The 24,842-nt window shown below is 51.6% G+C and carries 31 protein-coding genes and 1 pseudogene; all 32 read left to right on the top strand.

Annotation, left to right across the window (positions count from 1 at the left end; genetic code table 11):
* Window positions 1–93: 93 nt before the first annotated feature.
* Window positions 94–162, top strand: a pseudogene (locus EAE_RS25340) (hypothetical protein); the annotation flags it as partial.
* Entirely contained in the window at window positions 159–608 is a 450-nt protein-coding gene (locus EAE_RS21395) for a recombination protein NinB (RefSeq protein WP_015705713.1), read from the top strand. The pseudogene EAE_RS25340 and the gene EAE_RS21395, both read left to right, overlap by 4 nt.
* Window positions 601–966 (top strand): crossover junction endodeoxyribonuclease RusA, encoded by a 366-nt coding sequence (rusA, locus tag EAE_RS21390; protein ID WP_015705712.1) that lies wholly within the window; start codon window positions 601–603, stop codon window positions 964–966. The genes EAE_RS21395 and rusA overlap by 8 nt, the downstream gene beginning before the upstream one ends.
* On the top strand, window positions 963–1,103 hold the full coding sequence (locus EAE_RS21385; protein WP_015705711.1) for a YlcG family protein: 141 nt from the start codon (window positions 963–965) through the stop codon (window positions 1,101–1,103). Before rusA ends, EAE_RS21385 begins: the two co-directional genes overlap by 4 nt.
* On the top strand, window positions 1,100–1,921 hold the full coding sequence (locus EAE_RS21380) for an antitermination protein (RefSeq protein ID WP_015705710.1): 822 nt from the start codon (window positions 1,100–1,102) through the stop codon (window positions 1,919–1,921). Before EAE_RS21385 ends, EAE_RS21380 begins: the two co-directional genes overlap by 4 nt.
* Before the next feature lie 1,505 nt (window positions 1,922–3,426).
* Entirely contained in the window at window positions 3,427–3,822 is a 396-nt protein-coding gene (locus EAE_RS21375; protein ID WP_032421481.1) for a phage holin family protein, read from the top strand.
* Window positions 3,809–4,090 carry a phage holin family protein gene (locus EAE_RS21370; RefSeq protein WP_015705707.1) on the top strand — a complete coding sequence of 94 codons (282 nt, stop codon included), beginning with the start codon at window positions 3,809–3,811 and terminating at the stop codon, window positions 4,088–4,090. Before EAE_RS21375 ends, EAE_RS21370 begins: the two co-directional genes overlap by 14 nt.
* Window positions 4,090–4,719: a glycoside hydrolase family 19 protein gene (locus EAE_RS21365; protein ID WP_015705706.1), complete on the top strand. Its 630-nt coding sequence runs from the start codon at window positions 4,090–4,092 to the stop codon at window positions 4,717–4,719. Before EAE_RS21370 ends, EAE_RS21365 begins: the two co-directional genes overlap by 1 nt.
* 7 nt (window positions 4,720–4,726) lie before the next feature.
* Window positions 4,727–5,002: a hypothetical protein gene (locus EAE_RS21360; RefSeq protein ID WP_015705705.1), complete on the top strand. Its 276-nt coding sequence runs from the start codon at window positions 4,727–4,729 to the stop codon at window positions 5,000–5,002.
* On the top strand, window positions 4,953–5,147 hold the full coding sequence (locus EAE_RS25335; protein ID WP_047047179.1) for a hypothetical protein: 195 nt from the start codon (window positions 4,953–4,955) through the stop codon (window positions 5,145–5,147). The genes EAE_RS21360 and EAE_RS25335 overlap by 50 nt, the downstream gene beginning before the upstream one ends.
* A gap of 212 nt (window positions 5,148–5,359) precedes the next feature.
* Entirely contained in the window at window positions 5,360–5,620 is a 261-nt protein-coding gene (locus EAE_RS21355; protein WP_015705703.1) for a hypothetical protein, read from the top strand.
* A 122-nt stretch (window positions 5,621–5,742) separates the two neighbouring features.
* A complete protein-coding gene (locus EAE_RS21350; RefSeq protein WP_015705702.1) occupies window positions 5,743–5,988 on the top strand; it encodes a DUF2560 family protein in 246 nt (81 codons plus the stop codon).
* A gap of 68 nt (window positions 5,989–6,056) precedes the next feature.
* Window positions 6,057–7,049 (top strand): terminase small subunit, encoded by a 993-nt coding sequence (locus EAE_RS21345; RefSeq protein WP_015705701.1) that lies wholly within the window; start codon window positions 6,057–6,059, stop codon window positions 7,047–7,049.
* Window positions 7,027–8,331: a terminase large subunit domain-containing protein gene (locus tag EAE_RS21340; protein ID WP_015705700.1), complete on the top strand. Its 1,305-nt coding sequence runs from the start codon at window positions 7,027–7,029 to the stop codon at window positions 8,329–8,331. The genes EAE_RS21345 and EAE_RS21340 overlap by 23 nt, the downstream gene beginning before the upstream one ends.
* A 4-nt stretch (window positions 8,332–8,335) precedes the next feature.
* Window positions 8,336–9,760 carry a DUF4055 domain-containing protein gene (locus tag EAE_RS21335; protein ID WP_015705699.1) on the top strand — a complete coding sequence of 475 codons (1,425 nt, stop codon included), beginning with the start codon at window positions 8,336–8,338 and terminating at the stop codon, window positions 9,758–9,760.
* Window positions 9,744–10,856, top strand: a complete 1,113-nt coding sequence (locus EAE_RS21330) for a phage minor head protein (protein WP_015705698.1) — start codon at window positions 9,744–9,746, stop codon at window positions 10,854–10,856. Before EAE_RS21335 ends, EAE_RS21330 begins: the two co-directional genes overlap by 17 nt.
* A 106-nt stretch (window positions 10,857–10,962) precedes the next feature.
* Window positions 10,963–11,727 carry a DUF6651 domain-containing protein gene (locus EAE_RS21325; protein WP_015705697.1) on the top strand — a complete coding sequence of 255 codons (765 nt, stop codon included), beginning with the start codon at window positions 10,963–10,965 and terminating at the stop codon, window positions 11,725–11,727.
* Window positions 11,728–11,814: 87 nt separating this feature from the next.
* Window positions 11,815–12,951, top strand: coding sequence for a major capsid protein (locus EAE_RS21320; RefSeq protein ID WP_015705696.1), 1,137 nt, complete (start codon window positions 11,815–11,817; stop codon window positions 12,949–12,951).
* 38 nt (window positions 12,952–12,989) lie between these two features.
* Window positions 12,990–13,202 (top strand): hypothetical protein, encoded by a 213-nt coding sequence (locus EAE_RS21315; RefSeq protein ID WP_015705695.1) that lies wholly within the window; start codon window positions 12,990–12,992, stop codon window positions 13,200–13,202.
* A 3-nt stretch (window positions 13,203–13,205) separates the two neighbouring features.
* Entirely contained in the window at window positions 13,206–13,616 is a 411-nt protein-coding gene (locus EAE_RS21310; protein WP_015705694.1) for a hypothetical protein, read from the top strand.
* A 1-nt stretch (window position 13,617) separates the two neighbouring features.
* Entirely contained in the window at window positions 13,618–14,001 is a 384-nt protein-coding gene (locus tag EAE_RS21305; protein WP_015705693.1) for a hypothetical protein, read from the top strand.
* 1 nt (window position 14,002) lies between these two features.
* The gene (locus tag EAE_RS21300; RefSeq protein ID WP_015705692.1) at window positions 14,003–14,554 is read left to right on the top strand and encodes a hypothetical protein; all 552 of its coding nucleotides are present in this window, start codon (window positions 14,003–14,005) and stop codon (window positions 14,552–14,554) included.
* A complete protein-coding gene (locus EAE_RS21295; RefSeq protein ID WP_015705691.1) occupies window positions 14,551–14,943 on the top strand; it encodes a phage tail terminator-like protein in 393 nt (130 codons plus the stop codon). The genes EAE_RS21300 and EAE_RS21295 overlap by 4 nt, the downstream gene beginning before the upstream one ends.
* Window positions 14,944–14,966: 23 nt before the next feature.
* Window positions 14,967–16,139 (top strand): phage tail tube protein, encoded by a 1,173-nt coding sequence (locus EAE_RS21290; RefSeq protein WP_015705690.1) that lies wholly within the window; start codon window positions 14,967–14,969, stop codon window positions 16,137–16,139.
* A 54-nt stretch (window positions 16,140–16,193) separates the two neighbouring features.
* Window positions 16,194–16,676 carry a hypothetical protein gene (locus EAE_RS21285; protein WP_015705689.1) on the top strand — a complete coding sequence of 161 codons (483 nt, stop codon included), beginning with the start codon at window positions 16,194–16,196 and terminating at the stop codon, window positions 16,674–16,676.
* Window positions 16,677–16,744: 68 nt separating this feature from the next.
* Window positions 16,745–17,011, top strand: coding sequence for a hypothetical protein (locus tag EAE_RS21280; protein WP_223848501.1), 267 nt, complete (start codon window positions 16,745–16,747; stop codon window positions 17,009–17,011).
* Window positions 17,012–17,077: 66 nt separating this feature from the next.
* A complete protein-coding gene (locus EAE_RS21275) occupies window positions 17,078–17,410 on the top strand; it encodes a lipoprotein (protein ID WP_015705687.1) in 333 nt (110 codons plus the stop codon).
* 119 nt (window positions 17,411–17,529) lie between these two features.
* Window positions 17,530–20,478: a phage tail length tape measure family protein gene (locus EAE_RS21270; protein WP_015705686.1), complete on the top strand. Its 2,949-nt coding sequence runs from the start codon at window positions 17,530–17,532 to the stop codon at window positions 20,476–20,478.
* On the top strand, window positions 20,478–20,951 hold the full coding sequence (locus tag EAE_RS21265) for a membrane protein (protein ID WP_015705685.1): 474 nt from the start codon (window positions 20,478–20,480) through the stop codon (window positions 20,949–20,951). The genes EAE_RS21270 and EAE_RS21265 overlap by 1 nt, the downstream gene beginning before the upstream one ends.
* Complete coding sequence (locus tag EAE_RS21260) at window positions 20,938–21,420, top strand: DUF1833 family protein (protein WP_015705684.1); 483 nt, start codon at window positions 20,938–20,940, stop codon at window positions 21,418–21,420. The genes EAE_RS21265 and EAE_RS21260 overlap by 14 nt, the downstream gene beginning before the upstream one ends.
* A 9-nt stretch (window positions 21,421–21,429) precedes the next feature.
* Entirely contained in the window at window positions 21,430–21,810 is a 381-nt protein-coding gene (locus EAE_RS21255; protein WP_015705683.1) for a hypothetical protein, read from the top strand.
* Window positions 21,807–24,842, top strand: coding sequence for a host specificity factor TipJ family phage tail protein (locus EAE_RS21250; protein ID WP_164926755.1), 3,036 nt, complete (start codon window positions 21,807–21,809; stop codon window positions 24,840–24,842). Before EAE_RS21255 ends, EAE_RS21250 begins: the two co-directional genes overlap by 4 nt.

Genomic DNA, 24,842 nt, shown 5'->3' with positions numbered 1-24,842 from the left:
TAATCATGTCATCGGAGCCTGAACAACTCCGGTGACTTCTGCGCTTTGAGGGGACTCAAAGTGCAAACGACAATCAGAACACCTTTCTACCAGTCACAGATGCAGAAATGCACCTGCGATTTTCTGCATTCTGCGTTTTATCTCTCAGGGGGTGAAGCGTGAAGCAACAATTCCACCTCATTAACGAAAGCGTTAAGCAGAACGCAATCAACTTCATCCGCACATTGCCGGTTGACCAGAAGCGGCCGCTGATTCTCGACATCAAAGAGATGACTCGTACGCTGCATCAGAATCGCAAGATGTGGCCCCTCCTTAAAGACCTGTCTGACCAGGTTACCTGGTTCGGGAACAAATACGATTCCGACGACTGGAAAGACCTCATCACGGCGATGGTAGCTAAGTCCAAAAGGCAGGAACAACGAATGGCGCCCGGACTTGATGGCGGCGTTGTGATGTTTGGTCAGCGTACCAGCAAGATGACCGTTCGCCAGATGGTAGAGGTCATTGAGGCTATTTACTGGTTCGGAACACTGCAGGGCGTCAAGTTCAGCGAGAAATCTCGTCTCGAAATTGAATGGGCAAAAGAGTGGGGTGAGCAGCATGGCTAACCAATACCGGATCTCATTACCCTGGCCACCGAGCAACAATCGCTACTACCGGCATAACCGCGGGCGCACGCATATCAGCGCAGAAGGGCAGGCATATCGCGATATCGTAGTCAGCATCATCAAAGAGCAGATGCTTGATATCGGAATATCTGCCGCAGTTAGGATTCGAATTGAATGCCACATGCCGGACCGCCGCCGCCGTGATCTGGACAACCTGCAAAAAGCGGCTTTCGATGCACTCACTAAATCCGGTTTCTGGCTCGACGATCAACAAGTTGATTATTACAGCGTGAAAAGAATGCCGGTTGTGAAAGGTGGACGGCTTGAACTGACCATCACTGAGCTGGAGGAAGCATGAGCCCGTACGTAGTTGAACTCATCCGCGAACGCTGGCAAAAGCTCCGCCTTTTCCGGTGCCGCGGAACAGTAATGACCGATTATCAAATATTGAAAAACTTTGTCCGCATTTATCAGTCTCTGGGAGAAATAGCATGAACCTCGAAAATACAGTGAAATACCACTTCGCGAAGTCCACTATGATTAGCGATTCTCCACGAGCGACGGCATCAGACTCATTAACCGGCACTGACATTATGGCTGCAATGGGCATGACGCAGGAACGTGCCGCAATGGGGTATAGCGCATTCCTGGGCAAGATGGGCATTAGCAACAATGACCGGGATCGGGCTATAGGACTATTGGCTGATTACGCGCTGACAAAATGCGATAAAGTTGCCTCGCTGCGCAAGCTCGCGTCGAACGTAAAACCCCAGGTTATCCAGATCCTCGCAACGTTCGCCTTTGAGGACTATTCGCGAAGCGCTTCCAGCAAAAAAAAATGTGATTGCTGCTGCGGTTCCGGATTCATCGACGCAGAGGTATTCACCAACAAAGTATCGTATCCAGATGGGAAACCGCCAAAGTGGGTCAAGGTAACAAAGGGAATCTCGCCGTCGGACTGGGAAGAAGTAAAGTCTGTCCGGGAGCAGGTTCGGGTGCTTTGTCAAAAGTGCAAGGGAAAAGGGACTGTCAGTGCCTCCTGTAACGACTGCCACGGTCGGGGGAAGGTCGTGAACCAGGATGAGACCGAGAAGCAGGGCGTACCTGTCATGGGCAACTGCAAGCGCTGCGGTGGTCGTGGATATGAGCGAATCCTCTCCACTGCTGTGCACAGTGCCATTTGCCAAGTAACGGACGCCATCACCCTGGATACATGGAAGAAGTCTGTTAAACCGTTCTTTGACGAACTGATCACTAAATTCGATATAGAAGAGGCGTGGGCGGAGGGACAGCTCAAACAAATAACGCGCTGAGATATTTACTTTTCCCGAATTCGTGTTAATTTGTTCTAAAGATGGGCATTGTATGTTCACCGTTGAAGAAGAATGTTTGAGCCTCGGCAGACGCCGGGGCTTTTTCGTTTCTTATAGCTATCGATTGACGGCCTTTTCTATTTGTGGTGTTCCCAGGTGGGATGCAGTGCTGGCCGACGTTATCAGTACTTCTGGCAATAAACGGAGTCTACTTTGATGGTCGACTTTTCGATATCAGGGCTGAAAATAACTGAACTGGCTTTGTAATTAGGAAAGTAGAGGATGTAATTTGGCCCTATGAATCCGCTTATGTACGAGTAGGCTTCAACTTTTGCGAATTGTCCATCCCATGAGTAAGACGGGTCTGCTCCACGTATGCAATCACCTTGTTGATATTTACCCTTGGGAATATCTGCTGCATATGACATAACGGATTGAAAAATAGCAACTATAAGAATTGAGATTTTAATGATTTTCATTGTCTGTTTTTAGTGTGAGTTTTGTACAAAAAAAGCCCGCATGGGCGGGCCAAGTAAAACAGCTAACATTATTATAAGGATGATAGGCATCCTGGGATGAGATTTTAGCATCTGAAACAATCCAGTCTACCTACCAGAATAACGAGGGTTGAGCATCTGCGTGGCCTTTTTTATTTGTGACGTACTCAAGCGAGTTGCAGCGCCGGTCGACGTAAAGACCTGTAAATCGGCTGAGCCGCAGTTACTGGCGGCCAATACCAAAACAGAGCGGCAGTAAATAAGCAGGCGTAGCGTCCTGGTGTCACAAACTATTGACCATGAAGTTAATGCTTTGTTAATTTGAGTGTGTGGTGAATCCCCCTATGCGGAGGGGCGGAAACAGCATTGTATTTGAATCCTCAAGATTCACTCGTACCGCAAGTCATGGTGGCTGACCAACGACTTACCGGGAGGCACCCGGCACCACACCCCCTTATCTTAGCCCACGTTAACGCGTGGGCTTTTTTATATGAAATGTTTGCCATGGGGAGCCGGAGATAGTTAACAGGTGTAGGTTACTGATGTCACTACGTATTGACCTGATAAATACCATCTTGTTAATTTATAATTGTGGTGAATCCCCCTGAACGGAGGGGCGACCAGTCAGTTACAGAAATCCTGTAAATGCAGCGCGAGTCATGCCGGCTGGGGCATGCTCACCGGGAGGCACCCGGCACCACACTGCTACTAAACATATTTAAGATTCATGGCGGGTTTACTGTTTACAGTTACCCTTCTATGTTTAAAGAACGTAACGGTAAAAAACAAATGCATCCTGGTAAATCGGTAGCTCGGACAATCAGGCGCGCTCTTACCGTTGCTCCTTGAAATGCCAACTTCAGCCCGCCTCTCTCAGCGGGCTTTTTTTCGCAATAAATACGGCACCTCGGCGAGCTGAGGAACAAATTATTTGAGGCTGCGCTTATGCGTGGCCTTTTCTTTTTCCCCTCAATTCTGAGAGGACTCACAGCAATAAGAGGGGGCTTAATGTCCGATCCTTTAACTGGTACCGGCCTGATTTTTGGCGGCGGTTTAATTGGTTCCGTCGTATATGGTGTCATCACTCATACCGATTTTGGTGTGGTGTTTGGGGCTTTTGGCGGCGCGGTATTTTATGTGGCAACGACCGCAAACCTGACACGTGGAAGGCAAATAGCTTACTTCATGACGTCGTTTATTGTCGGTGTTCTGGCTGCTGGATTATTAGGCTCAAAATTTACTACCTGGACAGGCTATACAGACCGACCGCTAGACGCGCTCGGAGCGGTGGTGGCATCGGCTGTCACTATTAAGGTCCTGACTTTCATTAACAGCCAGGACTTGAGCAGCCTGTTCGGATTACTTTCCCGACTAAGGGGAGGAGGTTCGAGTGGTAATAAATGACCCCGCTGCGCTGGTCAATGCGGTGATATGTGCCGTTATAGTCTGCGCATTGATGTTTTATCAACGACACGGTGCCAGGCATCGGCCTGGTATCTCGATTCTTGCTTACTTGCTGGTGTTGATTTACGCGAGCATACCTTTCCAATTTATCTTTGGTCTTTACGTTCAGTCTCACTGGCTGGTGGTGCTGGCAAACGTGATGATATGCGCCGCTGTGCTGTGGGCACGGGGTAACGTGGCGCGTCTGGTCGATACATTGAGGCACTAATGAATCAATCTCAATTTCAGAAGGCGGCTGGTATCGGCGCCGGGTTAACTGCGCGTTGGTTTCCGCATATCACAGCCGCGATGAAAGAGTTCGGTATCACTGCTCCACTCGATCAAGCAATGTTCATTGCCCAGATGGGACATGAGTCCGGAGGCTTTACCCGGCTGGTGGAGAATCTGAACTATGCAGCAGATAGCCTTGTTCCTACGTTCGGTAAACACCGCATCACCGCCCAGCAGGCCGCCGCCCTCGGCAGAACGGCAACACAACCGGCCGATCAGCGAGCTATCGCTAACCTGGTCTATGGTGGCGAGTGGGGGAAAAAGAACCTTGGGAATCAGGTTGCCGGTGACGGGTGGAAATATCGCGGGCGCGGGCTGAAGCAAATCACAGGGGTAAGCAACTATCGCAAATGCGGCCTGGCTCTAAAACTGGATCTGGTTACGCAGCCGGAATTGCTGGAACAGGACGAAAATGCAGCGCGCTCCGCAGCGTGGTTCTTTGCCACCAGCGGATGCCTTGTGTATTCCGGCGATGTGGAACGTATCACGATCATCATTAACGGCGGTAAAAACGGTCTTGATGACCGCCGTCGCCGTTTTAATCTGGCAAAAGCCGTGCTGGTATGAGGTCCTCATGGGCATTGAAATGATTATTGGTCTGGTGGCAGCGGTGATTGCAGCTATCGCTGGCGCATTTGGTTTCGGCCATGCGCGTGGCACCAATAAAGCGGAAGCCAAAGCAGACAAGAAGCGGACCGAAGAGAACGCCGCTGCAACCGTCGCCGCGGCAGAACGGAAAGAGGAAGCCACCAGAGAGGCCAGCGATGTACAGCAGACTGTTAGCCATATGCCTGATGACGATGTTGATCGTGAGCTGCGCGAAACGTTTACCCGCCCCGGTGGTGGTTGATACGGCCTGCAGTTGGGTACGAATTATCTACCTGACCGACCACGATATCGACGTACTGGACCGCCAGACAAAGCGCGACATTCTGGCGCACAACAAATCAGTGCAGGCCAATTGCCCGCACCTAATCGAAAAGGCTACTAAATGAGTGAAGCTAAACAGCAGGATGGCTGTACCGTACAGGTTAACCCCCAGTGAAATTGAGTAGATGAACTTTATTAAGTTAATGAAGAATCCCAAAAGTCAAAAACCTACTGAAAAAGGTAGGAGTAAACAGAGCTTGTTATGCTAAGCCATTACAATCACTTATAGTAGGGTGAGAAAATAATGTGCTTTACCCTAAACTTAGGATTAGTATTAATGAATACGTTAACTGGCTTCATAGTTTTTTTAATTATCGCTCTGGTATTTGGATACTTATGTCATATTACGGCGGAGCGAAAACTTTCAAAGGCAAGGGCTGAGCTCAAAGCGGCGGAGGAAAGGGGGAAACCATACTCAAAAGAAGTTGCAAGTTATATGATGGGACAGCCTGGTATAATTGCAATCTTCTTTGCATTCATCAGCTTCCTTTCATTTATTGCGTCACTTTATAATCTGGTTTATTGGTTTTTTCCATAAAGATTTGTTTGAGAAAGTATTGTATTAGTCGCAGCCACCCTCGGGTGGCTTTTTTCATGGCATTACAGAAGACACTTCGGAAGAGGCTTCGATAATGCTCCTCCATCGCATAGAGGTAATACATGTCAGAAATTACACCTGCAGAACAAATCCGCTTGGATATCATCAAGAAAGTGAATTACGACACCGCTGCGGCGAAGCTGGCCATTGACTGGGTTGGCGATAGCTATCTCAAAGCCGAGCTGTTCGCAGACTCTTTCGATCGTGTTTACACGGAAAGTGAGATTGTCTCGAAAACCCGCAAGGCGATTCAGGAAGCGACCGAAGCGCTGGCGTTGTTTGATACCGCGACTGAACTGTCCAGTTAAGGAACTCATTACAAAGGCCGCCAGCTATCTGGTGGCTTTTTTAATGGCTTCAACCACAGGAAAAGACCATGGCAAAACCGGACTGGGGCGAGCTTCAGCAACGGTTCCTGTCCGATCATGCCGCAACCGGCGTATCACCGAAGGATTGGTGTGAAGCGCAGGGACTGAATTACGCTACTGCCCGCCGATATATCAAGAAACCCACTGCGCAAACTGCGCAAAAACCTGCGCAGAAGAAATTGCGCACTGCGCAGAAGGAAAAGTGCGCAGAAGAGCTGGTGGATAGCAAACTGAGTCCAAAGGTAAAGCGCTTCATTGCCGAATACCTCAAGGACCAGAACGCTACGGCTGCCGCTGAGCGCGCTGGTTATAGCGACCCAAACTATGGCCGTCAGCTTCTAACGAATCCTAACGTTGCGCAGGCCATTGCGCAGCAGCAGAAAGCATCCATCGTGCGCACGCTGGGAAGTGCTGATGAAGTGCTTGAGCAGATGTGGCGGCTGGCAACGTTCGACGCCAACCAGCTTTCTCAGTATCGCCGCGGGAGCTGTCGTTACTGCTGGGGCTTCGGTCATCAGTATCAGTGGCGCGATGCCGTAGAGTACGAAGAGAAACGCCTCGAAGCGCTGGAGCGTAAACGTCGGGAACCTTTGGATGATGGCGGATACGGCTACGACCACACCAGCGCACCTAACCCGGAATGTCCTCGCTGCAATGGTGATGGTATCGGCCAGCCTTTCTTCGCTGATACGCGCAAACTGGCGCCGGATGCTGCGCTTGCCTATTCCGGTGTGAAGCTTGGTAAGAATGGCGTTGAGATAACCGCCATCAGCCGTGAGCGTATGTACGAGGCGGTGATGAAACGTCTCGGCCTGGCTGATAGTGAGTTCGCCCAGCGCCTGCAACAGATAGAAATTGAGCGCCGGCAGCTGGAGATCGACAAACTTCGCAAAGAACTGGCCACTGACCCGGAGGATGACGAGCCAACGCCAGTTGCAATCAATATCAACGTAGTCGATGCACGAGTGAGGGAAGAGGATGGCGATAGCACCGACGCTTAACATCCCTCAGGCCAAATTCCTTGCGATGCAGTACAAGTTTAAGGCCTACGTCGCCGGATTCGGTTCTGGCAAGACATGGGTCGGCTGCGGTGGTATCTGCAAAGGGATGTGGGAACACCCAAAAATCAACCAGGGCTACTTTGCACCAACGTATCCGCAGATCCGTGACATCTTTTATCCCACTGTTGAGGAGGTGGCCCACGACTGGGGGCTGAATGTCAAAATCAACGAGGGAAACAAAGAGGTTCACTTCTACGCCGGGCGCCAGTACCGAGGAACGACGATTTGCCGCTCGATGGAGAAACCGCAAACCATCGTTGGTTTTAAAATCGGTAATGCGCTGATTGATGAGCTGGACGTAATGCCCGCTAAAAAGGCGCAGTTAGCCTGGCGAAAAATCATTGCTCGTATGCGTTACAACGTGGCCGGTCTTCGTAATGGGATAGACGTCACCACTACGCCGGAAGGGTTTAAATTCGTTTATCAGCAGTTCGCAAAGGCTGTACGCGATAATCCTTCGCTCTCAACGCTGTACGGCCTGGTACAGGCCTCGACGTTCGACAACGAAAAAAATCTGCCGCCGGACTATATCCCGTCGCTGATGGAGTCATACCCGCCAGAACTGATCAAGGCTTATCTCCGTGGCCAGTTCACCAACCTTACCAGCGGGACGATTTACCATCAGTTTAATCGTAAGCTGAATAACTGCCGGGAGGAAGAACAACCCGGTGAGCCGCTGTATATCGGTATGGATTTCAACGTCGGGAAGATGGCCGGGATTGTTCATGTATTACGTCTGGGGCTTCCATTTGCGGTTAATGAAATCGTGAAGGCATACGACACACCTGACATGATCCGCATCATCAAAGAACGGTTCTGGCTGTACGACGGCAACGATTATCGTAAGGTGCGGGAAATCTATATTTACCCGGACGCTTCCGGCGATTCCCGCAAATCCAGCAATGCCAGCGCTACGGATATCGCCCAGCTTAAGCAGGCCGGCTTCAATGTTGTTGTTAATGCATCAAACCCGCCAGTGAAAGACCGCATCAACGCGATGAATGCCATGTTCTGCAATGGTAACGGTGAACGTCGCTACAAAGTGAATGTAAAGCGGTGCCCGGTGTACACCGAGTCGCTTGAGCAACAGGTTTGGGGTGAAAACGGTGAGCCGGATAAAACGGCGGATAACGATCACCCCAACGATGCCGGTGGGTATTTCATTGTGAAGCAATTCCCGATCATTAAACCGACTGGAAAAGTCACCCAACTGCGGATGTAAAACCATGCCTGATATTTCAACGCCCAACCTCGACTATAACGACATGGTTGAGGCATGGGATATTAATGATGCGCTGATGGGCGGCACGCTGGAAATGCGCCGGCAGGGCAAGAAGTATCTCCCGAAATGGCCGAACGAAGATCCTGAGAGCTATAAGGAGCGTTTAGCTTCGGCAACGTTACTACCTGCCTATGAAGAGGCCATTAAACAAAACATCGGGCGAGTGTTTGCTGAGCCGACAGTATTGAGTGAGGACTCTCCTGAACAAATACGGGAGCTGTCGCCAGATATTGATATGGAAGGAAACCGGCTCGATGTCTGGGCACAGCAATTTTTCAGCATCGGATTCCAGTATGGTCTGGTACATGCGCTGGTGGATTTCCCGAAAATTGACCCGGAGGAAGTAAAAACTAAAGCCGACGAAAAAGCCGCGGGATCCCGCCCGTATGCCACGATGCTTAATCCTCGCCAGGTCATTGGCTGGAAATCGAAAGTGGTTAAAGGGAAAGTGGTGCTCACCGATCTGCGTATCAGAGAGGTCATCATTATTGATGGCGATGATTACGGGCAAACGAAAGTTGAGCAAATACGCCATATCATGCCGGGCAAGGTTGAAATTTATCGCCGAAATAAAGGTGATAACAGCGAAAGCCAGTGGCAGATCCACGACGAGTGGGAAACCAGTCGCGATGATATTCCGCTGGTGACGCTTTACACGAAACGCACAGGCTTTATGCGCGGTTCACCTCCACTGCTTAATCTCGCTTTACTGAATATCAAGCACTGGCAGAGTCAGAGTGAACAGGACAACATCTTGCATGTCGCTCGTGTGCCGTTGCTGGTGGCTTACGGTCTGGCTGATGGCGAAACATTGACGATAGGTTCTTCCTCTGCGACTCGTTTCGATGACCGCCAGCGGCAGGGACTGGAATATGTCGAGCATACCGGGGCTGCGATTGAAGCCGGTAAGATTTCCCTTGAGGATCTGGAAAACCAGATGCGTCAGGCCGGCGCAAAATTGCTGCGCGCGGAAAACACATCGACTAAATCCTTAGACCAGACTCACGAAGAGCGGATGCAGGAGAATTCACCTCTCTACACCATGGCAAGCTCGCTTGAGGATGCGATCGATAATATCCTGCAGATTATGGCGGAATGGCTGGGCGAGAAAGAAGGCGGCAATGTCGATGTACGCACCGAACTGGATGTTTCAGCCCAGACGTTTGATGCCGCAGCTGCAACGGCTGTTCAGTCGCTCCGTCAGGGTGGTGATATACGTCAGGTCGATGCTGTTCGCGTTTTGCAGTCCCTCAAATTTATCGATCCGGACGCGAAGCCCGAAGAGGTAATCGACGAGTTGCGGAATCAGCAGGTCACGCTTGCTGGCGGACTGAGTAACCCGGGTGGTGCAAATGGCAACGGCGAATGACAAGCTTAAGGATGAATCGATATCCCATGCGATATGGGTAGCGCGATACAGCACCAGCGTTGCAAACAGGATGATAAAAATCCTGAATGACAGCGATGCGGAACTGACAGCCAGATTACTGGTGGCGATGGATAGCCTGGATGCTGAAAGCTTTACCGTGTCGCGACTGGAAGCGCTGCTTGTTAGTGTCAGAGCTCTCAATCGTGAGGCTGTGCAGTCAATGTACGCGGGACTATCTGATGAGCTGCAGCAACTCGCGCAGCACGAAGCCGGTTTTCAGATGAGCCTGTTCCAGTTTGCGATCCCCGACGATGTTCTATCGCTTCATCCACTGGTGGGCATTTCGCCGGATGCCGTTTACGCCGCGGCGATGGCTCAGCCGTTTCAGGGGCGCCTGCTTTCGGAGTGGGCAGATAACCTTGAAGCTGACAGGATGGCTAGAATATCCAATACAGTGCGGCAGGGTTTTCTCCTGGGCGATACCCATGAGCAAATCGCCAGAAAGGTCCGGGGTCATGCTAACCGTGGCTATCAGGATGGCGCGCTGCAGATGAGCCGCACCAATGCTGGTAGTATCGCAAAAACGGCTGTAGGGCATCTTGCTTCGACGGGCAGGAAAACCTTTGCAGATGCGAACGATGACCTTTTGAAGGGTAAGCAGTGGTTATCCACTTTGGATAACCGTACATCAAAAGACTGCCGGATTCGCGACCACCTCAAGTACACACTTGATAACAAGCCGATCGGCCATAAGATGCCGTATCTGCAGGGCCCTGGGAAAATCCATTTCTGCTGTCGCAGCGTCGAAACCTACATCCTGAAATCGTCTGATGAGCTCGGTATTGCTGTAGGGCAAATATCCGATAGCTCACGTGCCAGCATGGACGGGCAGGTGTCATCGGATACCGATTATCAGGGCTGGTTCTCGCGCCAGTCGTTCACGCGACAGTCCCAGATCGTTGGAGTAACCCGGGCCCGGCTGATTCGTGACGGCGGCATGTCGCCCGATGATTTCTACAACGACAAGGGCGAATGGCTGACTCTGGAGCAACTGCGTAACCTGGATGCTCAGGCGTTCAGCAACGCCAGACTTTAAAGCTATTTAAGTCTTCAATCAGGCTGCCTCCGGGCGGCCTTTTTTTATTGCCGTGATCCGGATGGTGAGCGGTGCAACGGTCGGATGACCCCGAAAAGGTAACCACATGAAACTGAAAACAGTCGAAGTTAACGGCAAAAGCTATGCAGAAGTCGATGCCAGCGGTTTACCCGTCTACGTCCACGATGACGGCCAGGAAGTTGGTTTTGATGCTGTGCAGGCCGTTGGGAAAATCTCCTCTCTGAATGGCGAGGCAAAATCTCATCGTGAAGCCAAAGAAGCAGCTGAAGCCAGTCTGGCTAAGTTTGCCAAAATCGGTGATCCGGCGAAGGCACTCGAAGCACTGGAGATGATGACTAAAATCGACCAGAAAAAACTGATCGATGCAGGCGCCGTTGATCAGGTTAAAGCGGATATCACCAAATCCTTCCAGGCGCAGCTTGATGAAGCTACACAGCGTGCGACGACCCTAGAAGGCCAGCTCTATCAGGAAATGATAGGCGGCCGGTTCTCTGGCTCGAAATTCATCGCAGATAAAGTGGCAATTCCGGCAGATATGCTTCAGGCGCGGTTCGGTCAGGCCTTCAAAGTCGAGGACGGCAAAGTCGTTGCCTATGATGGCTCTGGCAACAAAATTTATTCCCGCTCTAAACCGGGCGAGCTGGCAGCCTTTGATGAGGCGCTGGAGTTTCTGGTGGAGCAGTACCCACAGAAAGACCACATTCTGAAGGCCAGCGGCAACCAGGGCGGCGGCTCTCGCCAGTCTCAGCATTCACTCGGGCAGAAAACGATGAAACGCGATGCGTTTACCAGTTTGAGCCCGACAGATCAGCAATCAACTCTCAAAGACGGTATCACCATCGTCGATTAATTCTTTGCCAGCCGCCGGATGGCAGCTGGTGCCGGAGCTGGATAGCTCAACCAACCCTATATTTTAATCTCCAAGGAATCCATACACATGGCTAATACGCTTACCGGGTTGATCCCGACTATCTTCACGGCTCTGGATACCGTATCTCGCGAACAGGTCGGTTTTATCCCAGCTGTATCGCGCAATGCGAAAGCTGATGCTGCGGCGAAGGACCAGACTGTTACTGCGCCGGTTGCGCCACCGGCAACCACTGTTGATATTACCCCGGGGGCCACTGCGCCAAATGACGGCGACCAGACGATCGGTACCGTTGATGTCAAAATCACCAAATCCAAAATGGCCCCGGTCAAATGGAACGGTGAAGAACAACTAGCGCTGGGGCCCGCAGGGACATACAACACCATCCTGGCGGATCAGTTCAAGCAAGCGTTCCGTGCACTGGCAAATGAGATGGACTCGGATATCGCGGCTTTGTATTTCTCTTCCTCCCGCGCTGTCGGTACGGCTGGTACTGCTCCATTCGGGATTGCTGGCGATCTGTCTGATGCGGCAAATGCCCGTCAGGTATTGTCCGATAACGGCTCCCCGACTACCGATTTGCAGATGGTCCTTGGTTCCTCTGCGATTGCTAACCTCCGCGGTAAACAGTCAGTTCTGTTCAAAGTGAACGAATCTGGTACCGATGCGCTGCTGCGTGAGGGTATCGTGGGTCGTCTTGAGGGATTCAACATCCACGAATCTGCCCACGTCAAAAAACGTGTAGCATCGGCCGCTGCTGATTATCTGGTGAATGGCGCAAAATCTGAGGGTGACATCCTGATCGCGATTGATACCGGTACAGGCGCTTTCGCAGCAGGTGACATTGTGACGTTCGATGGGGACAGCAACAAATACCTCGTTGCTGCAGCTACTGCTACCACTATTACCCTGGCGGCACCGGGCTTGCGTCAGGCGCTGGCGGATAACTCCGCGATTACTACCGTAGGTGGATATACCGCAAACATGGCATTCGACCGTAACGCGTTCCTGCTGGCTGCGCGTACTCCGGCAATGCCGCAGGGCGGTGATACTGCGGATGACGTCATGAACGTTACTGACCCGGTGTCAGGCATCACTTATCAGGTGGCGCTGTACCGTCAATACCGTCAGGTGCGCTACGAAGTTGGTCTGTCCTGGGGCGTAGCGGCAGTGAAAACTGAGCATTCGGTTCTGCTGTTGGGTTAATTATCGGGGGCTTCGCCCCCTTTTTTAGTGGAGGGCTTATGGCCGGATTAACCAAAGAGCAGCGTGCTGAACGTGCTGCAGCAAAACTTGCGACCGTGCAGGTTGACGCCAATACTCCTGCACAGCAGGAACAGCAGCTGGTGGCGATGATTACCGATTTCCCGGCATTCCCCGGCGCTCCTAATACCGCCAACGTTCACCCTGATGAAGTTGAGAACTGGAAGGCGCACGGCTGGAAAGAAATGGAGTGATGCATGATCAGTTTCATCACTGTTGAAGATGTCAATTCGATTCTCGGTGCCACTTGGGCGGATGAAAGCAAGAAAGCCAAATCTGTGCTGATGGCTAATACCTGGATGAATGGACTTAACCTGAAAATGCCGTGTGATAAGGCAACTCAAGAAACCATCATTCCTGACGATGTAAAACAGGCTGGCGCCTATGCGGCGCTGGCGGCGGCAAATGGTGGGCTGTATCAGCAGAAAACTGATTCTGGCGTGCTCCTCAGCAAGACGGTGGATGCCGACGATGTCAGCGTTTCGAAGACCTTCGCAGAACTCGCTACCAACAGCTCGGCATTGCTTGGTTCTGATCTGCAGCTGGCGCTTGCAATGCTGAAGCCATATGGCGTTAGTCAGTCTCAGGTGCGGCTGGTAAGGGGGTGATATGGGGATTCGTGACGAGTTGCAGACTGAAGTTGCCGCGGCATTTAATACCGACCTGCAGGATGCTGTTAAGGATTTCACTGGAACATACACCGTTCGAAGTGACTGGGACCCGGTTACGGAAACCGGCACTGAAACGCAGGTGACTTACTCAGGACGCGGAGTGCTGGCGCGCTATAAACTCCGCCGCATCGATGGCGTTAACATCCTTCATGGTGATGTGAAACTCACTGCCCTCGTTAATGAGGTAACCGACAAGCCTGCGGTTGAGCACATCATCACGGCACCTGACCCGATTACTGGCGTACTCCAGCGCTACGAGGTCATCACCGCTTCTGCCGACTCTGCTGGCGCTGCGTACTCCATTCAACTGCGCAGGGCGTGATATGGCTAAGGGCTGGAACATTGACCCGGCGGCATTCGCCGGCTTGGTGGAAGACGATGTGAGGTTACGGCAGAGAACTATCGCCATTCAGCTGCTGAATGAAATCGTTCAGCGATCGCCTGTAGGTAACCCGGAACTGTGGGCCATCAACGCCACTGCGGTGCAGTACAACAAAGCGGTAGGTGAATGGAACGAATCTCTTTATGCCGATCCTGCCAACCTGACAAAGACAGGCCGTCTCAGAAAGAAAGTCCGTGTTAACGATGGCATGGATATCCGGCGTCCGGCTGAGTATCGCGCAGGAACTTTCCGGGCGTCACACTTTGTCAGTATTGGAGAACCAGATCATTCAATACCATCAGAGCCTGACCCGCGGGGAACGATGACATTCCTCAACGGGAAAAATATCATCAATCAGGCGCCGGCCTACTCGGTGATTTACATTCAGTCAAACCTCCCTTACTCCGTACCTCTGGAGAATGGCCACTCTACGCAAGCGCCGACAGGCGTCTATGCCGTCTCATTTAATGGTGTGATTCAGGCCTACAAATGACCCTCACAGAAATAAGAAACGTTGTCATCAGACGAATGACGACGCAGACCGCTATTGCCCAAGATGCGGTGGACTACCCAAACGGTCCTGTATTCGATCCCAGCGGTCGAAAAATCTGGGCGCGTCTTACTGACATCCCCGGACAAGCAGGTGCTAACGAAATTGGAGCGGGGCCGACTGTCCACCGAACAGGGGTTCTCATCATCCAGCTTTTCGTCCCTGTTGGTTCAGGCACACTGCAGCTGACTCAGGCTGCCGACAAATTAACGCAACTCTTCGAGTTTCAGGACGACGGAGCGCTGAGTTATTTCGCCGTATCTGCCATCCCGGCAGGTGAAACCGATGGCTGGTCACAGCTCAATCTTCAAATCCCTTATCGCGCTCTGTAGCGCACAATCAACAGGAGGCTCCTGTGAGTTCAGGCGCAAAAGTAGTAACCGCGTTTATTCGCGAAACCACACCGGGAGAGACACCCTCTGCTGGTGTCTGGAACCTGTTACGCCGTTCGTCGTTCGGGCTGATGCCAACGCAGAACACCAACGATAACGATGAAATCGGCGGTGACCGTATGGCGCAGGGCGTTTCCCGTGGCACGATTGATGTCGGCGGTGATGTCGGCACCAAATTTCGCTGGAATCAGCATGATGATTTTCTGGCGAGCTGTTTCGGAGCGGATTGGCTCGATAATGTGCTGACGATGGGCAACAACCGCATTACTTTTTCAGTTTCTTCATACGCTGATGATGTAGGGATCGCGCAGATTGCCCGCGGTTGCCAGGTTGCCACTTTCCAGATTGAAATCCCGAATGATGGCGACATCACTGCGACCATTACCTTCGCCGGGCTAGACTGGGAAACCAAAGCCGACGATACCAGCTATTTCACTAACCCGGTGGATGGTGCTGGCGCGCTGCGCTATTCGTTTAAGGAAGTGACAGGCCTGAGTCTGAACGGGGTGGCGGGTGGTGCCGGCTTCTGTGTGGATACGTTTAATATCCAGTTTGATAACAACATGCAGACTCAGCGTTGTATCGGTACCGGCTCAGCATTTGCTGGCGCAAACATTCCGACGACCTTTACACCGTCAGGCCAGATCACGCTGTCATGGTCCAAGGCGGCCTGGGAGATTTATAAAAAAACCTTCACCGGCGAAACGGTGCCGTTTACCTTCACGCTGGAGAACGCCGAAGGCGCTTATACCTTCAGCTTCCCTGAAGTGCAGATTTCTGGCGACTGGCCGGACGCCGGGAATACTGACATCGTACAGGTTCAGCTCGATATCACCGCCGCCAATACGCCGCCATCCCTTACCCGCGCGCCAAAAGTACCGGCGACAGCAATCAGTGTTGCGCCAGCCACTTCAAATGGCGCTGTCGGCTCTACGGTGACATTAACCGCCACGCTTACGCCTGCTGATTCAACAGATATCGTCCAGTGGACGTCATCTGATCCTGCGATTGCCAGCGTAGTTTCTACCGGGCAAAAAACGGCGAAAGTGACCCGCAATGCAGCCGGGAACGCCACGATCACCGGGAAGGCTCGCACCTTTACAGCAACGTCTGAAATCACTGTGACCGCACCTTAATTTCCCTGACCCGTTCCGCAGAACATCGCGGTTCGGGCTTTTTATGGAGTCTGTATGCTGATTATTTCTTCTCAACTTGATCTGAGTGGCGAGCGTTGGTTTTTCCCTTTTAAAAAGCCTGATGGCCGTAAAAAGAAATACACACCGGAAGAAGAAGCACTGTTTAAACTCCGCCTGCTGGTGGCCAGCAGCGAGAATCCACAGTACCGCTCACGTAATGCGCTGGTGCGGCGCCATATCGACAAAATGGACGCGAGCTATCAGGTCGGTACCGACGCTTTCGATCTCGCCAGCGTGGGTGACATTGACTCAATTGATGACCTGCTCATCGATAACTGCGCGCGCTTCCTTTTGAAAGACTGGGAGGGAGTAGGTGAGCTGGTGGATGGTATTGAGAAGGCTGTAGCGTATACGCCAGAACTTGGCGTCGCGTTACTGAAGCAGAACCCCGCGTTGTATTGGCTGATTCTGGCAGAGGCTGCGAACATAGCTCAGGGTAAGGAGCAGCAGACTCAGGAAACCGTAAAAAAGCCCTAGAGGCGCAGGCGTGGCTAAAGGAGTTCGGGGGCGAAAGGGGAGATAAGGCTAAATGGCGTCGGGAGCAATTGAACCTTCCGCCGATTCCTGAGCCAGAAATTGATGCAGTAACAGGGGAGATCCTCAATGCCTATGCCATGATATCGCGCAGCAGGAAATATGCTGGCATGGCCGGAGTACCGCTCCCATTATCCCTGAATGATATTGAGCTATATCTGGCATCGCGCACGATCCTGATTGACCGCACCGAGTTTGACGCCGCAATCCTGGCGCTCGACGATGCGTGGCGTGATGAGTGGGCCGAAGAGCAGAAAAGACAAGAAAAAGTGAAGTAGTCATATCATTGTCTGCTCATATCCATGTGTTAGGATGTTTCCGATTGTAATCATAGGAAGCATAAAATGAAGAAACTAATGATGGTAATAGCTGGGATGTTTATTATTTCTGGATGCGCTACTAAGCAGTATCCGCAAGCTCCATCCGTTACGAGCGAAGAGTCTGCTGCGTTAGATTGCGCAGCAATTAAGCAGGAGATAGCTAAAACTCACAGTATTCAGAACGAAATCGAAACTACAGGTCAGTTTGATGGGCGTACCGTATTGGGAGCTTTGGGAGATTTCGGTATCGGTAATGGTATGGCCAAAAGTGAAGCGCGTAAAAAGGCGCAGGCACGTCTTCAGCAGCTTGAATCTCTTAAAACAGTTAAGTGTTCAGATAGCAAAGTCTCAGGTTAATTCTGGCTACCATTGTCTCTGTTTCAATAATCGCAACAATTATCATATATCGACAGTAATTGTTTATTAAAAATCTAACCTCGCCCCGGCGGGGTTTTTTATTGCCCGGAGATCGCTAAATGACAGAACAAACCTCCCGCCTTGCCATTGTTATTGATAGCTCTGGAGCAGAGAAACAGGCCGATAATCTCGCAACTGCACTGGTAAAAATGACTCAGGCTGGAGACCGTGCTGCTTCGAGCGCTGGCAAGGTGACAAAGGCTACGGACGAAGAAAAGCAGGCTCTATCTGAACTTCTCGATCGTATTGACCCGGTGAATGCTGCCCTGAATAAGTTGGACAAACAACAACAGGATTTGGCGAAGTTCAAATCGAAAGGGATGGTAGATACAGATACATTTGAGCTTTATTCAAAGCGAATTGAAGAGACTCGTAACAAATTAACCGGCTTTTGTGACGACTTGAAAAAAACTGGGCAGTCTGCTGCCCAGACAGCTTTTGCAATGCGCATGATTCCCGCTCAGATGACGGATATCGTAGTCGGACTTTCTACAGGCCAATCCCCTTTTATGGTGCTTATGCAGCAGGGTGGGCAGTTAAAAGATATGTTTGGCGGTATTGGGCCAGCTATTAAGGGAGTTGGTACCTATGTTATGGGGTTGGTTAACCCTTTTACGATTACTGCCGCAGCTGTTGGTGTTCTTGGTCTTGCTTACTATAAAGGCGCTCAAGAGCAGGACGAATTTTATAAATCCCTCGTATTAACTGGTAATCAGGTAGGGAAAACATCCGGTCAACTTGCTGATATGGCTGCTCGTGCAGGAGCTGTTGCTGATTCAACCACCGGGAAAGCCGCTTCAACGTTAAATCATTTAGTTTCATCTGGAAAAGTCGCAGGCGATTCACTGGAGCGTGTAACAACTGCAGTCATAAAAATCAGTGACGCGACAGGAATAGCCACTGAAAAATTTGTGAGTGACTTCAACGATATTGCAGCTGATCCGGTTGCGGCCATTACTAAACTAAACGACCAATACCATTTTTTAACTCTGGCAACCTACAACCAGATTAAGGCCTTGCAGGATGAAGGGAATCAGCAAGAGGCGGCACGCGTAGCGACCGATGCGTACGCCAATACCATGCAGCAGCGTGCAAATGATATTCATCATAATCTAGGCCTTCTTGAAAGCGCCTGGGACTCGTTGGGGAAAGCAGCTAAAGGTGCATGGGATGCGATGCTCAACATTGGGCGCGAGCAGACCCTACAAGACAAGTTAAGTACCTTAAATGAAAACATTGCCGAGGCGCAGAAAGGTCAGGCGGAAGGAGGTTTTTGGAACGGGTTAAATGCTCGGTTTAGTAACCTTCCGGAGATGCTCAAACAACGGGATGCTATTCAATCGCAAATTACAGCGGAAGATACGCTAAATGATATTTTGTCAGATCATGACAAAGCAGAACAAAAGCGCATTAAAACTCAGCAGGAAGCGGATCGAGTTAACCTTCAATACTTGAGCAATGCTGATAAGCGAAATAAAGCTATTAAGCAGCAGAGTGAGTTCTTGAAGGCTGGCGCTATCACGGCAGACCAGTACGCTAAAAATGTTTCTCGTATTAACGAGATGTATAAAGATCCAAAAGCACCAAAGATCGCGAAGACGCCTCAAGGAAAAGCCTACGCAGAGGACGCAGCAACTCGGCTTCTTGACCAGATACACCAGCAGACTGCCGCGATGCAGTCCCAGTTGGATGCCAGCGATAAACTTAATAGCGCTACGCAGGCACGGGTTAAGTTCGAACAGCAGATCGCTGACCTCAAATCTAAAACGCAACTAACCGCCGACCAGAAGTCGATTCTTTCCCGTTCTGACGAAATATTGCAGGCCTATAAGCAGCAGGAGGCTTTGCAGAGTTCAGTTAAAACGCTGGATGACTACCGGAAAATGCAGGAGCAAATTGCACCAAAGGAATTGCGCCAAAATGAGACGTTGCAAAAACGCCTCGAAATTCTTCAGAAGATGGTTGAGCTGAAGAAACTGACGCCGGAGGCTGCAGGGAAGCAGGCGAGCGACCTGATTGGTAAATCAGTGCTGCCTGATTCCGTTATATCAGGTGTGAACAAGGCCGGTGGTACGCTGACGTCTGGAGCAACCAATAGTGACCTGTCAGGGCAGGGATTGAACATGATAGGGCTGCAAATAGATCCGCAGCTTGAGGTTATCGAAAAGCTGAAGCAAGCCCAGACTGATTATGCTTCCTGGCTGAACCAGCAGCAGCAGGCGATCACACAAAGTACTTTACTGAATGAGCAGCAGAAGCAGCAGCAATTGCTGGCTCTCCAACAGCAAGGACAGCAGAACCAGCAAGCACTAAGCACCGCAGTTTATGCCGCACAGATGCAATCAGCGCAAAATTCTTTCTCCAGTATCACCGATTCGATGGGGGCGATGTTCGGCGAGCAATCTGTAATGTATAAAGCGGCATTTGTTACGCAAAAAGCTTTTGCGCTTGCTCAGGCGGCTGTTCAATTGCCAATGGCAATGGCGCAGGCGCTTTCAAGCCAGCCATTCCCATACAACTTAGCAGCAATGGCTACTGTTGCAGGCCTCATGGCTACAATAACGTCCAGCATCTCCAGTGCTGCCGCCGTCGGCTTTGCTTCTGGTGGATATACTGGCTCAGGCGGAAAGTATCAGCCAGCGGGTATTGTTCATAAAGGGGAGTACGTTTTCGACCAGGAGTCTACAAATCGAATCGGCGTGTCACAACTTGAGGCGTTACGGAACGGCAAGCCACTTGATGCCACATTGGGGCGTTCGGGGTTTGGGACTGGCGTTCAGAACGTTAGCAACAGCCAGCAAACGACCATCATCCGCCCCACAGTCACGGTTCCTCCAATAACCATCAATGGAAATCCTTCTGACGCGACTGTGCTGCTTGTACAGCAGGCTACTCGTGAAGGAGCAAAACAAGGTTACCAGCAGGTTGCTAACGATCTGGCAAAAGGGGTTGGCCAAGTGCACAAGGCATTAACTGGGGGGTATAACACTGGACGGAGAACAGGGTAATGGCTGAAATATTTTATCCGCATGACTATCTCCCTATGCCTTTACAAGAAGGCTATGGATTCCAGCCAGTCAGCCCTTTGAAACGAACTCAACTCACCACAGGCCGGGCGAGACAACGCAGGGCGTATACCTCGACTCCCACGGAAGCGACTGTATCCTGGTTTATGGAGAGCGATGTTCAGGGGCTAACGTTTGAATCGTGGTACCGCGATGCGCTCTCTGATGGTGCGGCCTGGTTCATGATGAAGTTGCAAACCCCCGCAGGCATAAAATTCTACAAATGTCGTTTTACGGATATCTACCAGGGGCCAGTGCTGGTGGCTCCCATCTACTGGCGGTATTCGGCGACGCTGGAGTTATGGGAGCGTCCACTATTGCCTCCGCCGTGGGGTAACTACCCCGGGTGGATAGCAGGTAGTTCACTGCTTGATATCGCATTAAACAGGGAGTGGCCAAAGCATGACGGTGCTTAACCGGCTTTATGCCAGCAGCGGATCGGAAGTCATCATTGAAACGCTGCAAATCAATATCGGTTCGACGGTGCATTATTTCTGCCAAGGCTACGACGATATTACAGCGACGACCGAAAATGGCTCTGTTATAACCTTTTCAGCCGCAGCTATCGATATCGCCATCCCGGCCAGAAACAGCGACGGTACACAGGATTTGCAGTTCGCTATCAGCAACATAAACGGAGAGGTGAGTACGGCTATTCGTGATGCGCTGGCCAGCCTGACAAACGCCTCTCTGACTTACAGGCAATATGTCTCTACAGATTTGAATGCCCCGGCTTCTATGCCGTATACGCTAGCTATCAAATCGGGCTCCTGGACGGCGCTGCAGGCGCAAATTACCGCGGGCTATATGAACGTTCTCGATACCGCCTGGCCGAGATTCCGTTACACCCTTAATGAGTATCCCGGCCTGCGTTACATGAGTTGAGGTTTCCCCATGTTTGAACCTGATAAATACCTTTCGGTCACCTGGCTGAAGGGCGGTCGCTCTTTTCCCAAACTCGACTGTTTTGGCATCGTGAATGAGATACGCCGAGATCTTGGGCTACCTGAATGGCCTGACTTTACAGGTGTGACCAAAGACGGCGGCGGCCTTGATAAAGAAGCCAGAAAAATGATGTTGCAGCTTGAGCGTTGTGAGCCCTGCGTCGGCGCTGGCGTGGCGTGTTATTCGGGAACAATGGTCACCCATGTGGGGATTGTTGTTGAGCTGAACGGGTTGCTGCAGGTAGCGGAATGTAACCCCGGCTCGAACGTTTCTTTTATGCCGGTCTGGAAATTTAAACGGCGATTTATCAAGGTGGAATTCTGGCGATGACGATCTGTATTTATCCCTCCCGGTTACCTGGCGGACCACTGGAAACCCATCAGCACGCACGGACGACTCTGCATGAGTGGATGCAGAGGAATGTCGAAAATTATGATCCCGGAATGCCGCAGCCAATAAGCGTTGAAATTGATGGCGTGCCCGTCGAATCAGAGGAATGGCCGCGGTGCGAACTGGTACCAGATACTGACGTAAAGATTTACCCCGTTCCTTACGCAGCAGGCTTTGCTATAGCGGCTCTAGTCGTAGCGGTAGCAGCTGCGGCATATTCTATCTACATGATGAATAACCTCGACTCAGGAGGATATGGTTCATCAACAGGGAAATCCTTGGATTTAAATCCGGCAAAATCTAATACGGCCAAATTGGGCGATCCTATTCGGGAATTATTCGGGCGTGCGCGGGTTTATCCGGATTATGTTGTTCAGCCGGTCAGTCGTTTTAACCCTGATGACCCAACCAGAATGACAATAGAGATGTTGGTCTGCGTGAGTCGTGGAAATGTGGCATTTGCCAACGGCGATATCAGGATTGGTTCGACGCCTATTTCCGCCCTGGGTGATTCATTCTCCTGGACACTGTATCCGCCGGGAGCAAATGTTTCAGGTGATCGCCGCAGTGAAAACTGGTTCAATTCTACCGAGGTGGGCGGAACGTCCAGCGGCAGCGGACTTGATATGGCGCAGACGGCGCCGGATTCATCCGATATTACCGCCGACAGCATGACCGTTTCAGGATCGTCAGTTTCGTTCACCGGGCTGAGTGATGATGATGGCGATGATTCTCTGCCTGAGTCCTGGGTGGAAGGTGCGCTGGTGACTATCATCGCGCCGACCAACTACCTGATCTCTTCTTCATCGGGTTACAGCGTCCTGTTCAGTGACACGCTGACTGAGATTAACCCCTTTGCCGGCATGCCCGTTGCGCTGGAAATTAACGGGGCGGAATATGATCTCTTTATCGCGACGTTCACGCCCAAACAGGATGCTGTTCCGGGTGTGGGGGGATCGGCTGCTTCTTTGCGTGCAAGTGCAGCACCAACAACCTATGATTTTTCGACTAACAGCCAGACGTTTAACCTGACCTGGCTGGCGACAACTTATACCGTTTCGCTTATCGCCAACTACGGCAATATGTCTGGCCTGCTGGCGGCAATCAATGAAGCGATCGCCGGGTCTAATCTGGTAGCGCAGGATGATGGCGGGGTTGTTCGCATCGTTGAGAAGTCCAGTCCGTGGCTGGGCGGCAGTATTATCGCCTCATCACTCCCGGCTTCTGTGTTCGGGGATAACCCGACGTTTACAGATGGAACCGTATCCAGCGGCGGCAGCCCGGCGATCACCGCCAATGTCACCCTTGCGTATGGCTGCGGCACCGGCGCGGCATTCTCCGGCATTCCTGAGGGTACACAGCGATTATCACTTTCGCACCGCGGTAATGAATACCGTATCGCATCCACTGACGGTACGACCGCAACGGTTCAGCGTATGGTGAATGGCACCATTGATGCAACCTGGCCTGGCTTTTCACCCAGGACAATGATCGATTACCAGGCGACAGGGATTAACGACAGTAATACGTGGATGGGGCCATTTCTGGCTTGTCCTGATAATGAGGTAGTTGATGCCTTTGAGGTCAACGTTTCTTTCCCTGGTGGGTTATGTGGATTTGATAACAAAGGGAAAAAACGCGTCCGTCATACCGGGGTGGATATTCAGTACCGAACCTATGGAAGTGGCGGCGGCTGGCAGACCGCATCATTCCAGTATGAAAACAAAAACGTTAATGCCCTCGGTTATACGCACAGAATCACGCTAAGCACTCCTGCGCTGGTTGAAGTCCGGATGCGCCGCCAGAATGAGCAGGGCAGCAATAATGCGCGTGACTCGATGTACTGGCAGTCGTTGCGTGGCCGTTTGCTTAACCGTCCAGCCTCTTACGCAGGTGTTTCGCTAATGGGTGTGACGGTCGAGACTGGGGGCAAACTGGCGGCGCAGTCCGATCGGCGCGTAAACGTTGTGGCCACGCGAATTTATGATAATGGCGCTCCGCGGCGTATCTCCAGCGCGCTGTTTCATGTCGGTAATTCGCTCGGGCTGGCGATGGACACCGAAGCCATTAATGCCCTTGAGGCAACCTACTGGACCCCGAAAAATGAGTATTTCGACTTCGCGACAGGCGACAGTGTCTCCGCGCTGGAAATGCTGCAGAAGATCACCACAGCGGGGAAATCGTATTTCCTGCTGAGTGATGGGCTCGCATCTGTAGGCAGGGAAGGGATTAAGAACTGGTCCGGCATTATCAGCCCGCATGAAATGACCGAAGAGTTACAGACCACCTTCTCGGCGCCGTCCGCCGATGATTACGATGGTGTGGATGTCACTTATATCAATGGCACGACGTGGTCAGAAGAAACGGTGCAATGCCGGACTCCGGATAACCCCACACCGAGGAAAATTGAGAGTTATACCCTCGATGGGGTGCTGGACCCGAACCGCGCCTATCAAATCGGCATGCGCCGCCTGATGAAATACCTCTATCAGCGGCTGGGCCATAACACGACAACAGAACTGGATGCGCTGGTCTATCAGTATGGCGACCGCATTCTGCTGACGGATGACATTCCGGGAAATAAAACGGTAAGTAGTCTGGTTATGGATATGGCCACATCTGGCGGTCAAACGGTATTTACCGTCTCCGAGCCGCTGGACTGGTCCTTTGAAAACCCGCGCGCAATTCTGCGTTACCAGGATGGTTCGGCCTCCGGGCTGCTGGTGGCCACCTTTGTCGGGGATTATCAGTTGTCCGTTCCGTGGCAGGCTGCTTTTGATGAAATTCTGCTGGACGATCCGAGCATTGAGCCACCGCGGCTGGTGTTCTGCAGCTCAACGCGCAGTGTCTACGATGCCATTTTTGAGGAGATAGCCCCGCAGGCGGACGGAACCTGCCAGGTGACGACAAGACAATACAGCGACATTTTCTACCAGTACGACGACGCCAGTTACCCCGGCAGCGTCTCTTAA

The organism is Klebsiella aerogenes KCTC 2190 (assembly GCF_000215745.1).
Taxonomy (GTDB): domain Bacteria; phylum Pseudomonadota; class Gammaproteobacteria; order Enterobacterales; family Enterobacteriaceae; genus Klebsiella; species Klebsiella aerogenes.
This window is presented reverse-complemented; position numbering and strand designations above follow the sequence as displayed.

Excerpts from the sequence above, each read along its gene's own strand:
- rusA (WP_015705712.1), top strand. The coding sequence starts at position 601 with ATGGCTAACCAATACCGGATCTCATTACCCTGGCCACCGAGCAACAAT.
- EAE_RS21385 (WP_015705711.1), top strand. The coding sequence starts at position 963 with ATGAGCCCGTACGTAGTTGAACTCATCCGCGAACGCTGGCAAAAGCTC.
- EAE_RS21380 (WP_015705710.1), top strand. The coding sequence starts at position 1,100 with ATGAACCTCGAAAATACAGTGAAATACCACTTCGCGAAGTCCACTATG.
- EAE_RS21375 (WP_032421481.1), top strand. The coding sequence starts at position 3,427 with ATGTCCGATCCTTTAACTGGTACCGGCCTGATTTTTGGCGGCGGTTTA.
- EAE_RS21365 (WP_015705706.1), top strand. The coding sequence starts at position 4,090 with ATGAATCAATCTCAATTTCAGAAGGCGGCTGGTATCGGCGCCGGGTTA.
- EAE_RS21360 (WP_015705705.1), top strand. The coding sequence starts at position 4,727 with ATGGGCATTGAAATGATTATTGGTCTGGTGGCAGCGGTGATTGCAGCT.
- EAE_RS25335 (WP_047047179.1), top strand. The coding sequence starts at position 4,953 with ATGTTGATCGTGAGCTGCGCGAAACGTTTACCCGCCCCGGTGGTGGTT.
- EAE_RS21355 (WP_015705703.1), top strand. The coding sequence starts at position 5,360 with ATGAATACGTTAACTGGCTTCATAGTTTTTTTAATTATCGCTCTGGTA.
- EAE_RS21350 (WP_015705702.1), top strand. The coding sequence starts at position 5,743 with ATGTCAGAAATTACACCTGCAGAACAAATCCGCTTGGATATCATCAAG.
- EAE_RS21345 (WP_015705701.1), top strand. The coding sequence starts at position 6,057 with ATGGCAAAACCGGACTGGGGCGAGCTTCAGCAACGGTTCCTGTCCGAT.
- EAE_RS21340 (WP_015705700.1), top strand. The coding sequence starts at position 7,027 with ATGGCGATAGCACCGACGCTTAACATCCCTCAGGCCAAATTCCTTGCG.
- EAE_RS21335 (WP_015705699.1), top strand. The coding sequence starts at position 8,336 with ATGCCTGATATTTCAACGCCCAACCTCGACTATAACGACATGGTTGAG.
- EAE_RS21330 (WP_015705698.1), top strand. The coding sequence starts at position 9,744 with ATGGCAACGGCGAATGACAAGCTTAAGGATGAATCGATATCCCATGCG.
- EAE_RS21325 (WP_015705697.1), top strand. The coding sequence starts at position 10,963 with ATGAAACTGAAAACAGTCGAAGTTAACGGCAAAAGCTATGCAGAAGTC.
- EAE_RS21320 (WP_015705696.1), top strand. The coding sequence starts at position 11,815 with ATGGCTAATACGCTTACCGGGTTGATCCCGACTATCTTCACGGCTCTG.
- EAE_RS21315 (WP_015705695.1), top strand. The coding sequence starts at position 12,990 with ATGGCCGGATTAACCAAAGAGCAGCGTGCTGAACGTGCTGCAGCAAAA.
- EAE_RS21310 (WP_015705694.1), top strand. The coding sequence starts at position 13,206 with ATGATCAGTTTCATCACTGTTGAAGATGTCAATTCGATTCTCGGTGCC.
- EAE_RS21305 (WP_015705693.1), top strand. The coding sequence starts at position 13,618 with ATGGGGATTCGTGACGAGTTGCAGACTGAAGTTGCCGCGGCATTTAAT.
- EAE_RS21300 (WP_015705692.1), top strand. The coding sequence starts at position 14,003 with ATGGCTAAGGGCTGGAACATTGACCCGGCGGCATTCGCCGGCTTGGTG.
- EAE_RS21295 (WP_015705691.1), top strand. The coding sequence starts at position 14,551 with ATGACCCTCACAGAAATAAGAAACGTTGTCATCAGACGAATGACGACG.
- EAE_RS21285 (WP_015705689.1), top strand. The coding sequence starts at position 16,194 with ATGCTGATTATTTCTTCTCAACTTGATCTGAGTGGCGAGCGTTGGTTT.
- EAE_RS21275 (WP_015705687.1), top strand. The coding sequence starts at position 17,078 with ATGAAGAAACTAATGATGGTAATAGCTGGGATGTTTATTATTTCTGGA.
- EAE_RS21270 (WP_015705686.1), top strand. The coding sequence starts at position 17,530 with ATGACAGAACAAACCTCCCGCCTTGCCATTGTTATTGATAGCTCTGGA.
- EAE_RS21265 (WP_015705685.1), top strand. The coding sequence starts at position 20,478 with ATGGCTGAAATATTTTATCCGCATGACTATCTCCCTATGCCTTTACAA.
- EAE_RS21260 (WP_015705684.1), top strand. The coding sequence starts at position 20,938 with ATGACGGTGCTTAACCGGCTTTATGCCAGCAGCGGATCGGAAGTCATC.
- EAE_RS21255 (WP_015705683.1), top strand. The coding sequence starts at position 21,430 with ATGTTTGAACCTGATAAATACCTTTCGGTCACCTGGCTGAAGGGCGGT.
- EAE_RS21250 (WP_164926755.1), top strand. The coding sequence starts at position 21,807 with ATGACGATCTGTATTTATCCCTCCCGGTTACCTGGCGGACCACTGGAA.